The sequence below is a fragment of the Xanthocytophaga flava genome (assembly GCF_030068545.1).
Lineage (GTDB): Bacteria > Bacteroidota > Bacteroidia > Cytophagales > 172606-1 > Xanthocytophaga > Xanthocytophaga flava.
In genome coordinates, this window is sequence record NZ_JASJOR010000017.1 from 39,735 (window position 1) to 52,251 (window position 12,517).

13 protein-coding genes and 4 tRNA genes are annotated in these 12,517 nt (G+C 38.7%); 3 read left to right on the forward strand and 14 right to left on the reverse strand.

Annotated features, from left to right (window positions below; genetic code table 11):
* Position 1: 1 nt before the first annotated feature.
* The 7 genes from QNI15_RS22900 to QNI15_RS22930 all read right to left on the reverse strand — a co-directional run bounded on the left by QNI15_RS22900 (position 2) and on the right by QNI15_RS22930 (position 4,819).
* Positions 2-1,654 (reverse strand): carboxylesterase/lipase family protein, encoded by a 1,653-nt coding sequence (locus tag QNI15_RS22900; RefSeq protein ID WP_314033728.1) that lies wholly within the window; start codon positions 1,652-1,654, stop codon positions 2-4.
* Positions 1,655-2,213: 559 nt separating this feature from the next.
* The gene (locus QNI15_RS22905) at positions 2,214-2,651 is read right to left on the reverse strand and encodes a hypothetical protein (RefSeq protein ID WP_314033730.1); all 438 of its coding nucleotides are present in this window, start codon (positions 2,649-2,651) and stop codon (positions 2,214-2,216) included.
* 21 nt (positions 2,652-2,672) lie between these two features.
* Positions 2,673-2,755 (reverse strand) — tRNA-Leu (locus QNI15_RS22910).
* A 10-nt stretch (positions 2,756-2,765) separates the two neighbouring features.
* Positions 2,766-2,850: transfer RNA gene (locus QNI15_RS22915), tRNA-Leu, on the reverse strand.
* A gap of 9 nt (positions 2,851-2,859) precedes the next feature.
* Positions 2,860-2,933 (reverse strand) — tRNA-Leu (locus QNI15_RS22920).
* A gap of 59 nt (positions 2,934-2,992) precedes the next feature.
* A tRNA-Leu gene (locus QNI15_RS22925) sits at positions 2,993-3,066 on the reverse strand.
* Between the two features lie 490 nt (positions 3,067-3,556).
* The gene (locus QNI15_RS22930; protein ID WP_313994953.1) at positions 3,557-4,819 is read right to left on the reverse strand and encodes a leucine-rich repeat domain-containing protein; all 1,263 of its coding nucleotides are present in this window, start codon (positions 4,817-4,819) and stop codon (positions 3,557-3,559) included.
* Between the two features lie 277 nt (positions 4,820-5,096).
* Between QNI15_RS22930 and QNI15_RS22935 the strand changes: the two genes are divergently transcribed.
* Both QNI15_RS22935 and QNI15_RS22940 read left to right on the forward strand, forming a co-directional pair.
* A complete protein-coding gene (locus QNI15_RS22935; protein ID WP_314033733.1) occupies positions 5,097-6,047 on the forward strand; it encodes a helix-turn-helix domain-containing protein in 951 nt (316 codons plus the stop codon).
* 107 nt (positions 6,048-6,154) lie between these two features.
* A complete protein-coding gene (locus tag QNI15_RS22940; RefSeq protein ID WP_314033734.1) occupies positions 6,155-6,907 on the forward strand; it encodes an SDR family oxidoreductase in 753 nt (250 codons plus the stop codon).
* 89 nt (positions 6,908-6,996) lie between these two features.
* Here QNI15_RS22940 and QNI15_RS22945 read toward each other — a convergent pair whose 3' ends face one another.
* From QNI15_RS22945 to QNI15_RS22970, 6 genes are all read right to left on the reverse strand, one after another.
* On the reverse strand, positions 6,997-7,536 hold the full coding sequence (locus QNI15_RS22945; protein WP_314033736.1) for a leucine-rich repeat domain-containing protein: 540 nt from the start codon (positions 7,534-7,536) through the stop codon (positions 6,997-6,999).
* A complete protein-coding gene (locus QNI15_RS22950) occupies positions 7,494-8,105 on the reverse strand; it encodes a hypothetical protein (protein WP_314033923.1) in 612 nt (203 codons plus the stop codon). The genes QNI15_RS22945 and QNI15_RS22950 overlap by 43 nt, the downstream gene beginning before the upstream one ends.
* 8 nt (positions 8,106-8,113) lie before the next feature.
* Positions 8,114-8,521, reverse strand: a complete 408-nt coding sequence (locus QNI15_RS22955; protein WP_313994971.1) for a nuclear transport factor 2 family protein — start codon at positions 8,519-8,521, stop codon at positions 8,114-8,116.
* Between the two features lie 134 nt (positions 8,522-8,655).
* Positions 8,656-9,246: a TetR/AcrR family transcriptional regulator gene (locus QNI15_RS22960; RefSeq protein ID WP_313994974.1), complete on the reverse strand. Its 591-nt coding sequence runs from the start codon at positions 9,244-9,246 to the stop codon at positions 8,656-8,658.
* 461 nt (positions 9,247-9,707) lie between these two features.
* On the reverse strand, positions 9,708-10,097 hold the full coding sequence (locus QNI15_RS22965) for a RidA family protein (RefSeq protein WP_313994976.1): 390 nt from the start codon (positions 10,095-10,097) through the stop codon (positions 9,708-9,710).
* Positions 10,098-10,224: 127 nt separating this feature from the next.
* On the reverse strand, positions 10,225-10,788 hold the full coding sequence (locus QNI15_RS22970; RefSeq protein ID WP_314033738.1) for a Crp/Fnr family transcriptional regulator: 564 nt from the start codon (positions 10,786-10,788) through the stop codon (positions 10,225-10,227).
* A gap of 111 nt (positions 10,789-10,899) precedes the next feature.
* On the opposite strand from QNI15_RS22970, the gene QNI15_RS22975 reads away from it, so the two are divergent.
* A complete protein-coding gene (locus tag QNI15_RS22975; protein ID WP_314033740.1) occupies positions 10,900-11,847 on the forward strand; it encodes a hypothetical protein in 948 nt (315 codons plus the stop codon).
* Positions 11,848-11,949: 102 nt separating this feature from the next.
* Here the strand turns inward: QNI15_RS22975 and QNI15_RS22980 are convergent, their stop codons facing one another.
* The gene (locus tag QNI15_RS22980) at positions 11,950-12,507 is read right to left on the reverse strand and encodes a hypothetical protein (protein ID WP_314033742.1); all 558 of its coding nucleotides are present in this window, start codon (positions 12,505-12,507) and stop codon (positions 11,950-11,952) included.
* Between the last annotated feature and the right edge of the window lie 10 nt (positions 12,508-12,517).

Here is a 12,517-nt window from a genome sequence, read left to right on the forward strand (position 1 = left end):
CTTATCGGGCTGCTGTTTTCTTACCAGCAATCTGCTCCAATAGCTGGTAACGTTTGTTTTGATCTGTCTGTGCAGCAGACGTTACATCAATTTTCATTAGCTGTACATCGCCCTGAGAACCTACAACTGACCATTTTGGTAAATTACCTCCATTGGGATTACCTGTTTTAATAAAGTTGGCGAAATAAGCCTGCATGGTTTCAGATACTTTGTAATCTTCTTTTGTCCAGGAGTAAACCTTATTGGTAGACAGATTACCCATAGCATACTCTATCTCTGCTGAATGCACAGCACCCCGAGCCGGAGGCATTTTTATGGCAGTAGGATCATTGGCTTTGATTACCCCTCCTGCCATTCCGGCTGAAGCATCACCCATTTCAGGCGTCATGGGTGGACGGGGACGAGTATAAAAATAACGATATACAGGCTTCCCTCCTGTTTTGCTATGCAAATCAATCCACTGCCAGGTACTGAAACCTGTACCCCTGTCACTGGCTAACTGGGTTCCCATATCCATTACCTGTTCCTGTGTGGTAGCCGGATATAGCTTTAGTACCTCTCCAGCCTGTTCGCCAAAATGTTTTTGCAGGGCTTTCTCATAATTTTCTACAGTAGGAGGCTCTTCTCCCAGTATGGATCTGTAATTCGCTTCTTCTGAGTTCCAACCTGCCAGTAGTGGTACATGCGCCTGTTGCCCTGCCTGAAAAATGACAACCGGGAAGTCTGGCAGAAAATATCCATCCACGATTGGTCTGAAACGTGGTGTCTCAGGTTTGGCAGTGGTTTCCAGCAACTGATCGGCTGGCATGTTCCGCAGAGCTTCCAGTGTAGTAGCCCCGATGCTTTTGGCGTAATTCAGTCCCATTTCTTCCGCCTGAGCCAAAGTAGCCAGTGGTTGCAGCGAAAGCAATGAACCACTTTCTCCAATGGCACCAGCAATCAGATTTCGGGATAAGGGTGAGGCCATCTGAGCAGAAACAGAAGAAGAGCCTGCTGACTCTCCGGCAATGGTGATCTTTTTAGGATCACCCCCAAAAGCGGCAATGTTTTGCTGTACCCAACGCAATGCAGCACTCTGATCCATCAGGCCATAGTTTCCCGATGCCTTATGTGAAGATTCTTTGGTTAATTCCGGATGTGCCAGAAAGCCAAACACACCCAAACGGTAGTTGACTGTAACGGTGACAATGCCTTTCTGGGCCATATTCTCACCATCATACCGGGGCTCTGACCCATCACCCGCCATATAGCCACCTCCATAATAATAGACTAATACGGGCAATTTCTCATTTCCTGACTTTGCCGGAGTCCATACATTCAGATACAAACAATCTTCACTCATGCCATTGGAACGAAAGTTCATATCTCCGAATACCGCCCGCTGCATAGCCCGTGGGCCAAATTTGTCCGCTTTCCGCACTCCTTTCCAGGGTTGAGGCGGTTGAGGCTCCTTCCACCGCAACTGGCCTACGGGAGGAGCTGCAAATGGAATCCCTTTAAATGCACGAATGCCACTCTTTTCTGTGACGCCTTCTACTGTGCCTTGGGATGTTTTAACAAGAGGAGAATTAGTGGAAAAGTCTCGTTTTGGCTGACCAATAGCTGTACACAGTAGACCACTAGTGAATAGAAGCAAAAAAATAACGCTTTTCATATACAAAGTATCGAATGAACATATAGGTGTAAATGTTAAGGAGGCTTCTTTGTATGGAATGATAGCCTAAATATAAATTTATCTTCTGAACAAATACGTAAATCAGAGAAAAAATCATTATACTGATTATTCCTTATCAACTAACCAGATGCCACTTTGATAGAATCTATAGGCATTTTCAGAAGAATTGAGGAAAGAGGTTTCTACAAATATGTTTAAAAAATATCCGACGTTGTCAAATTACTATCCGTAAGTCACCTTTTTTCACAAACTTTTCTGGACCCTGTGCATAGTTCTATACATCAGAGCGATTTGATTGAAACAATGCGTGTGAATTCTTTTTGCGGTGAATTATGCTCAAACACAAAACGTGCGGTTTATTCCGTTCAAAAAAAATTATTGCAGTTAATTCAACGCATCCGCATTTTTGCGGTGAACTCTGGGCAAAAACTGTTTTGACAGAGGCAAACGCCAAATCATTTCTTCAAATGAAAATGCATAGAACCATGCACAACAGAATGACATAGGCATAGTTCTATGCATAAAGTTCTCACTATTATTAGTTGTAGTATTCAACTTCAATCTGCAACTGGCGAGTACCATTGGTATCATAGTTCACTCCCATCCGGATATCCCGGATATATTGCCACTGCCTTTTTCCAAATATCTGCGTGTTAAATTGATAGACACCCGTTTGCTGACGGATCAGAATATCTTTTTTAGCATAAATTGAGATAGCATTTTTGATACTGGGCACGCTGATTCTCAATTCAGAAGCGATCCTTTTCTTTACACCCATGCTGATAACAACTTCCCCATCTGCATCCATTTCCATCAACAGTTCAAACAAAATTTCATTGGCCCATCTGGGAAGGTCATAGAAATAGGCCACATCCATCAAAAACTGCTTCAGACGACGAGATTGTTTTTGTGAAATTCGTGTTGCATCCCTGCCATCCGTTGACGGATCAGAAATACAGATTTCAGCTGTTTGCATAGATAGTACAGTTAGAGTTTGTGTGCCTGGGGAGAATCGAACTCCCACGCTAAAAAAGCCTCAGGGTTTAAGTCTGAGATGTCTGCCAGTTTCATCACAGGCACAAAGTAACTATGGTGTCCATAAAAGGATTCGAACCTTTACTCTGTTAAGAATCCGTGTTTGAGACGGATGTGTCTACCAGTTTCACCATATGGACAAATACATGTATCCCTGGTGCGATTCGAACGCACAACGGCTGGTTCCTAAGACCAGTGCCTCTGCCAGTTGGGCTACAGGGACATTACTAAAACAAAGTTTTCAACTCACTCTCATTGTGAAATAAATATTTCTGACCTACGTACCCGGAGTGGGATTCGAACCCACAAAGCCGTGTTTCTGAGACACGTATGTATGCCAGTTCCATCATCCGGGCATAAATAAAAAAGCCTCCTTACCAATGGCAGGGAGGCTTTTATGCATCATTGAATCCAATTACGCATAAGGCTCCCTTGCCTTCCAGAGTAGGAGTGCGAGTAATTGCAATAAGAAGAATGTGTAAGAGGTACTCATAGTTTTGTTTTCTGTTTGAAAATGTATTACTGGTGCGGGATTGTGGTAACGCTCCACATCCTCAGCTTTTTCAGAGCTGCGCTTCTACTTAGTTAGCTTATCCCACATTAAAAAACTCTATGTAAACAAAAAAGCCCCAACTAGTTGCTGGGGCTTTTCATATTGTTATGTTCAGACAATACTAGTTTACCCCATCTTGTGCAGATAGTAGAAATAAGTAGAGGCTAAACAATAGTTGCGTTTTCATGTTACAAATGTATGTCTATTTTTTAGTCTGCTCCAAACCTGTGATGGTAAATAGTTTTGATGACTGTTTATGAGTAGTCCAGTAGCAGCTTCAAATAACCTATAATTTATTCTTCTTCCAAATCATATTCATCTTCCAGATCAAAAAAGACACTACACTTTTTGGGAAACAGTGCGCGTATACTGGGTTTATCTTTTTCAGAAATAAGATTATTATCTAAGGAGACCATGTCTAACCTTTTTAGGTTACTAACCTCAGGTGGCAAATTTATCAGTTGGTTCCCGTATACTGATAGTCCTTCTAGCTTTCTCAAATTACTAATTTCAGAAGGAATAAATTGCAATTTATTATTGTCAAACTCTAACCTATCTAAATTTTTCAGATAGCAGATTTCCAGAGGAAATACAGAAAATTGATTATCACTCAGATTCAGATATTCTAATCGTTTCAGATGGGCGATTTGAGAAGGTATACTACTTAAATTATTCTGTTTTAATTGTAGAGAAGTCATATTTGTTAGTTTACCTATTTCTGGAGGTAAAATTTGTATTTTGTTCTGTCTCAAATATAGCCCTGTCAGATTTTTGCATTTACTAATCTCTTTTGGTAAAGATTCCAATTGATTTTCAGATAGATTTAACTCTAATAAATTTCTCAAATCGCCAATTTCTTGAGGTAATGAAGCAATTCTATTATAAGACAAGTCTAGATCGGTCAAGTTCGACAATCTGCAAACCTCAACAGGAAAACTTTGGATTTGATTGAAAAATAAATCCAGGAAAGTAAGTTCACGAAGATCTCCTATACTCGCAGGTAACGAAGAAAGCTTGTTTTCTTTAAGGTAAAGCTGCATAAGATTACTCAGCTTTCCAATTTCTGATGGCAGGGCATAAAGTTCATTCTTATTTGCTATCAGGTAGTTTAATGCAGACAAATTACCGATTTCAGCAGGTAATTCTCTGATTTTATTAGATGTCAGAATTAGTGTACTCAGTTGAGTAAGTTTACCAATAGTAGATGGTAAGGAAATTAGCTGATTATTACTAAGATCCAGTTTTTTCAACTTTGCTAATTCACCTATTTCATCTGGTAAGATTTCCAGTTGACACTGTGCAAGATCTAGAATTTCCAGATTAATAAAATATCGGATCTGTTTGGGCAAAAATCCCCCATTTACTTTAGACCATTTGATTTCCTTTGTGAAAACAATATCGGCTAACTTCTCGATGAATGACTTCTCTGTTTTTCCTGGGATGAATATGTTATAAGCTATCTCAATATCGTTTTTGAACTTCTCAATATCTAATTCGAAAGACTTTATAATTTTTAAAATATTTTGAGGGTCTTCTTCCGAGTTGGAAAGAAGCAACTGTATTATCTTCTCCTTGTACGATTCTAACATAACTCTTTATAAAGTAGCAATTAGGTTTGTATGATTTAATTATAGTTGTCACTTTCCCTCAAACAGGATTATCTCTTGCTATTAGTCCTTCAAGTCTAATAGACTACTAATTTATGGACGAATTATTTGTGGAGTAATAATCACCTCAGAAACTTTATCAGTCAAGTGAGAGTTTCCTTAAAGAGTAAGTACTATATTTGAATTCTACAAAACAATTTTATTTCCTTTCTGTAAATCCTATCGTATGAAAACAGCTTCATTGACCGAATTGTATGAAGAAATCACCACCTGTACCCATACAGATCTGACTGCACTTTTACCCAGTGGCATTCAACAACAGGTAGGACACTTTAATCTGTTTGATATCAATAACCTGTTTAAAAATATTCAGCAAACACCCGCTTCTCCCTATCCATGTCGATCGTTTTACAAGATAAGCCTTACCATTGGAGCCAGTCAGGTGATCTATCCCAATAAGGTTTTCGATATTAAACAAGCAGCCTTAATTTTTTCCACTCCTAAAATGCCCTTTTACTGGCATCCATTTGATATGAATCTATCGGGTAAATTTTGTGTCTTTACCCCGGATTTTTTGCAACCGCTGAAAAGTGGCGTTGTACTGGACGAACTACCAATCTTTAATGAGAACGAATATCCTGTATTTGTACTCTCCGATGATCAGTGTATACATGCCATGGCTATTTTTCAGCGGATGCAGGAAGAGCTTAAATCAGACTATGCTTACAAATATGACCTGTTGCGGACCTATGTGCTGGAACTGATTCACTTTGGACAAAAACTACAGCCTGCTACAACCCTTCATCCTACACATAGTGCATCAGCCCGTATTACTTCACTCTTTATTGAGTTACTCGAACAACAGTTTCCTATTGAAACACCCCAACAACAGGTACGTTTACGTACAGCCAAAGAGTATGCAGATGTGCTGGCTGTCCATGTAAATCATCTCAATAAGATTCTCAAGCAAGAAACAGGACGTACTACCACCGATCTCATTTCTGAACGCATTGCACAGGAGGCACAGGTTTTGCTAAAGAAAACACATTGGACTATGGCAGAAATCTCAGACAGTCTTGGCTTTGCTGATGTTGCCCACTTCTCCCATTTCTTCAAACGTCAGACTCTGCTTTCGCCAGCTGCCTTCCGGGCAGAACGCAGCTATCAGACAGCTTAAACTAGACAAAAGATTGAATTATACAAAAGACGGATTGGGATATACAAAACAAATCCGACGTAACAGGTAGATATTTGCAGTGTTCATTAACTGTAAATATTAACCCAATGGCAACAAATAAAATTGCGCTGGTTACTGGTGGTAGCCGCGGTATCGGCAAAGACATAGCTCTAAGTCTGGCAAAAAAAGGAACTGACGTTATTATTACCTATCATAGTCAGCAAACAGAAGCCGAATCAGTGGTAACTCAAATAAAAGACTTAGGTCGCAAAGCCGCAGCATTACCTTTGAATACAGCAGACACCAGCACCTTTGATGCTTTTTCCAACAAACTTACGTCCGTTCTAAAGAGTACTTTTGAGACAGATCATTTTGACTTTTTGATTAACAATGCGGGTACGAGTCTAACTTCACCTATTGCTACCCACACAGAAGAACAGTTTGATCAGATGTATGCGATTCATCTGAAAGGAGTATTTTTTCTGACTCAAAAAATGCTGCCTTTACTAAACAATGGAGGGCGTGTGATTAATATGTCTTCAGCCGTAGCACGTATCACCTATCCGGGAGTGTCTGCCTACAGTATTATGAAAGGGGCAATTGATGTGTTTACCCGAAATTTAGCAGCTGAACTTGGTCCAAGAGGCATTACTGTCAATGCGATTGCTCCGGGTGCTGTCTTTGGAGGAAGTACTATGACCGATACACCTGAGATGCGAACCTTTGCCGCTCAGATTTCTGCGCTTGGTCGTATAGCACTACCTGATGATATAGGAGGTATTGCAGCCTTTCTATGCAGTGAAGATGCACGATGGATTAATGGCCAGCGTATTGAAGCAACTGGAGGTGTAGGCCTCTGACATTACTTTCATCCTGAACTGTTAGCTTATTGTCAACAGTTCAGGATAGTTTCAGAAAGCATTCGATTTATAACAATAAAGTCCAGCTCTTACTCAAATTTAATCTCACAATTGGGCAATAAGGATCTAATAGTCTTTTTTTCTGACTCAGAAAGTGGATTACCTGCTAAATGTAACACATCCAGATTCCTCAATTTATTTATCTCAACAGGAAGAGTTTTCAATTGATTATTATTCAGATATAAGTTCTGGAGGTTCGTGAGTTCTCCTATACTAGCAGGTAGGGCTTGCAATTGTGCATTTTCTACATTCAGATATTCTAGTCTGGAGAGTTTTCCAATACAGGAGGGGAGATATACTATATTTGTTGATTGCAATTCTAATATTTCCAGACTTTCCAACTCAGTAATCTCTTCAGGAAGAGTTTGAAGTGGATTCTGGCCAATTTGCAGACTTCTTAAGCTTTTAAGTTTTCCGATTGTTGATGGAAGACTATGTATGTTGTTATTATTCAAATACAGGAATTTTAATTGTTGACAATCACCTATTTCTTCTGGAAGAGATTCTAATTTATTGGTTTGTAGCTTTAAGGTTTCAAGTAAAATACATTTACCAATTTCAGGAGGCAATTGCTGTAAGTTTGTTTTTTTAAGTCCAGTATTTCGAGTTTTTGACATTGTCCTATTTCTGCGGGAATAAAAGACAGGTGATTTCCTGACAATAGCAGTATTACCATATTTCGGAGAAAGCCTATTTCTACAGGTAATTCAACTATGTGATTAAGCGAAAGAGTTAATACATCCAGACTTATCAGATATTTAATCTGTGGAGGTATACAATCTAATGGAGTGAAACCGTCAAAGCCAAGCTGGCCGGAATGACTTATTCTTGTTAAAGATAGTAACCTGACAATTTTTTCACTTAAAGATAACGATTCTCCCCATTGACGTGTTTTCTCCACCCAGTCATAGAGTGTGTTCATATCATTTTTGAACGCTTCAATATCTATCTGGAGAGAATTTGACACTTCCAGGCCAAGTTCAATACTTTCCTGTTGACCAGAAAGCAACAAACGCATTACATTTTCTTTTTCACTGTCTATTTCTGACATATTATTTACTTGACTTTTATCCTTGCCCAATATAGATGAAACTGCATCAACTTTCCCATCAATACGATAACAAAAGCAAGTAGTCATGTACTAACTTAAGTTTTTTGTAAAGCTTGAGAAACGGCATAACTATCTTCCAGCAGCCGATACCAAACTATTTGATCATCTTTTATAGATAGCCGAATACAGAATAAGGAATTTACTATTTGATCCGTTTCCAGCATTCGGGTTGAAAAATCGCCTGTAATAACAGCCTGACTATCTTCTACCAACAGCAAGTCCATCTGTACTGCAAGAGGCTCAGTCTGAGACCACAACAGTTCATAGAAATTTTTCACATCCTCCCGGGTCTGTCTTCTTCCTGTCCAGGGAGCCAGGGTTTCATTGCCTGGTATATACCAATCTAGCTTTTCGGCAAAAAGGAGGGTTAACTTATCCAGATTTCTATTGGTTAGATTTGCCAGGAAATCCTGTACTAGCTGTTGGGTATGTTCAGTTGCCATATAAAATCAATTATCTCTGTTACTACAACAAAGCTAGATAGCTTCCGGCAGTGAGAATTGACATTTTACGACAAAGAATACAGCCTTAGTCATAGAATCCGAGTTTCTTTAGTGTGAATTCTGATGGAAAGATCTCAGCCTTTTTTTGGATCAATGTTTTCACTGGCTATGCTTTTCCAGCAGGCCTCAAATAACTGATCCTGCAACCATTCATCTGTTAAATCCACCTGATTATTAATAAAAGCCTTCAACATACCAATAATGGGACTATGTGCCAGATTGAGGAGAAGCACTGTTGGTAGGTTTTTTAAGAGACTTTTGTTCTTCCCTTTCTCGATAAGTTTTGTTAATGGGTCAATAATACCTAACCATTTCTCTTTACTTTCTTTCAGCAGAATGGGTGAGAAACCATATTGTTCGATAAAGTTGAAATAATCCGGATTGGAGACAAAAAATGTAACAAGGTTTCTCATCATCGCTATGGCAGTTTCCTTTAAAGGACGTTCCGACTGAAAGTTTTTAAAAACTGCCACCTCAGATTCTCGTACAATTTTCTGGTACAATTCGTTAATAATTGTCTCCTTGCTGTCAAAATAGATATATGCCGTCCCAATAGCCAATCCTGCCTCTTTTGCTAACTTCTTCATGTTGAGATGATACAACCCTTCCCGGTTTACCAGCTTGAGTGTACTTTCAAGTATGAGATCTTTCGTGTTGGTATTCATATATCCCAAAATAAGTGTACCCTATGACATCCAGAAACCTGAGATGTTATAGGGTAAATAGTATGAATTTCTTCTTTCAAAACTATATTTCACATAGAGAAAGAAAGGAGTGTTTTGTAAGAAACATTTTTCAGAGATGCTTTACAAAACTATCAGCCTCTTCTCTTTCTGCGTATGTAAGATAAAACTATTACAGAAGTATGCAAGCTTTTTACAACTTTAGTAATTTCATTTATGAAGAAACTACTTTTTATGGCATATACAATTACAATAGATACATTCTGAGATGTCTACTCATAAAAGAATTGAGATGAAAATAGCATTAAAATAGCCTATGAATGAAAATTCATACACTTCTCTACACTACTGGAAGGATATAGTAAAACACAAAAGCCTCCACAATATTTTGCCAAGACCCAATATAAAAAACCGGGTTTTATAATTAGCTTACTTTTGAAAAACTATTTCACAACAGTAGCTTCCAATTCAATTTTCAGGGTTTCGAAAAGGCTTTTTACTTCCAGTAAAGTAGTAGCTTGTTTTAAATTGTGTTTTGCAACCCAGTCCTGAAATACATCAAAACAGGTAAATAACTCTGCCGAAGAAGTAGTGAAGACATTTAACCGCACAATATTCTGGCATTCATATCCAGCCTCCGTAATCACTTGTTCCAGATTTCGAATGGCCAAAAGTAATTGCGTTTTCATATCATCCGTACTGGATTGCCCATCGGCATGTACTGCAGCCTGTCCTGAACAATAAAGTATACCTTCTGTTTGTCTTACTTCAACAGCCTGCACGTAACTACGTTGATCCTGCCATTGCCAGGGATTAATTGCTCGTTTTTCCATTTGTTCATGTGTTAGTTTATGCCATTACAGGCACAACAGTGAATAAATATATACACGGCAAAGGTCTGCAGACTACATAATTTCTTTGTGTGACAAACATCACAACTTCACATTTACAGAAAGCAGGCTATGAGGATAGTCGGCTCAAGGTTTCGCGCGAAACACCCAGATAGGAAGCGATCAAGGTTTTAGGTACACGCTGCAATAGAGCAGGATAGCGTCTGAGGAGCTGATCATACCGCTCAGTTGCGTTAGAAGTTAAAAAAGATAGAATACGTTGTTGTGAGGCAATATGTCCTGAATTAGCTTTGGCAAGAAAGAAATGTTCCATCTTTTGAAGGCCTGCACATAGTCTCTGATAGTTTTCCAATGAAAGACAGAGCACATGCGTATGTTCAAGACACTGTAATGACAAAGTTGCTTTGGTCTGGGTATGATAAGCCAGAAAATCGGTTTCCCACCAGTCTTCCAGGGCAAATGAAACAATATGATGTTTTCCCGCTTCGTCGTTATATCCCAGCATTAAAAGTCCTGAAAGTACAAAATAGGCATACTTGACTTTTTCATCTTTTTGAATAAGAAATTCGCGTTTTTTGTAGTGTCTCTCTGTAAAGTGAGAAGACACAAACACATACTCCTCATCTGTCAGATGTACTATCTTTTCTATATGTGTTCTTAGTTTTTCATGCATACAAGTAATAAATCTGGAATTGGCAGTGAGCAAAAGTAGTATATAGTTCACTTCTATTTTGAAATACGATTACAAGTGTTTTATTTATATCAGAATTAACTTATTTCCTCTATGCGTAGACTTATTTTTTCGCTTTTCCTGATTCAGGTAATAATAGTAATTTTTACTCCTGTAAAGGCTCAAAAGGCAGATTCTGATAGTGCGTCAATTATCCAGAATCGTTATGGTTTAGATCCAACAACTCCACTTACACAACGGGTACGCAAGACTTCAGAGAGCGTATTGGAAAAATTCAGAGAGGCGGGGATGAATCCAAGCGAACACAAAGTCACATCTGAAGAAGAAAAAATTATAGCGGAAGCGTTTGCAACTCTACCCCCTTTACATCAGCGTGTACTCAAGGAACATTTACGCAGTATCAACTTTCTGGACAATATGCCCAATACTGCACTGACTTCCACTATAAACTTTGAGGACAAGTTTACCGTGTATGATATTACGATTCGGGCTGCTATTCTCAAACAAACGATCTCAGAATGGTTAACAACCAAAGAACTTACCTGTTATGATACTACTCATTCTCAAACCAACGTTTTTGTGATAGCAGGAGAATTAAATGCGCTGGTGTATGTACTACTGCATGAAACTACTCATGTTGTAGATGGGTCGCTAAAATTAATTTCAGAACCATCTTCTTCTGTTGCCAATTCCTTTTCTGCAGCTTTCACAAAAGGGATCTGGACAGCAAGAACCAAGCTGGCAACTTCTCTTCAGGACTCCTTGTTGTTAGCTAATCGATTTCAATCCGGTAAAGCTATGTCTATCAGTTATGCACGAAAACTATACCAGTCACTGGCCAAAACACCTCTACTTTCGCTGTATAGTACCAGTAGCACACATGAAGATCTGGCTGAGTATCTAACAGTATATCACCTGACACATAAGCTAAAACAACCCTTTAAAATTGTGGTAGAGGATAAACAAAAGTTTGTTTATGAACCTTTTAATTCAAAGTTGGTAAAAAGCCGTACGAAGTTATTGGAGTACTTTTATATATAGAATGACTCTACACTATCTTAACTAAATAAGAAACGCCTTCTCTCCATTATTGAAAAAGCAATGAAGAGAAGGTAAACTTTAAATGTATAATTCTCATTCGTTCTATTGAGCGGTATATGTCACTTCATTGGTAACATAGTCCAACTTTCCATCTATGTAGCCATCAGTTGCTTTGAATTTTAGGCGTAAAGTTTTATCGTTCAACTCCGTAATTTCAGCCTCACTCCCTAAAAGGAAACCAAGCATTGCATTTTTATTATCTGTAGTCGGAACTGGCAGTCCGCTGAGCAGTAGCTTTTTATTATCTTGACTCAACTCCCATTTTAGATTGTTCACCTGACTAACTGACTTAGTACATACGTTTGCCCCTTCAGAGTAATTGGCATTTTGATCACTACTCAATATCAGAATATTATCTTCCATACATAGACCATCTATCCCCCGCTTGTATCCATTGGTAGTCAGGCCTGTTAACTTCCAGGATTTTCGACTTCCACCTGTCAGTGATTGTGCAGCAATAGAAACATGTAACTTAGGGTCTAACTTGAGATTGGAATTGGTTATTTTAGGCTGTGCAGAAACTGGCTTTGACACCTGAGCCTGTGTAACATATGAAACAAGCCCTAACAGGCAGACTGTAAAAAGAGATCTTATAAGCATAATAAAAGAA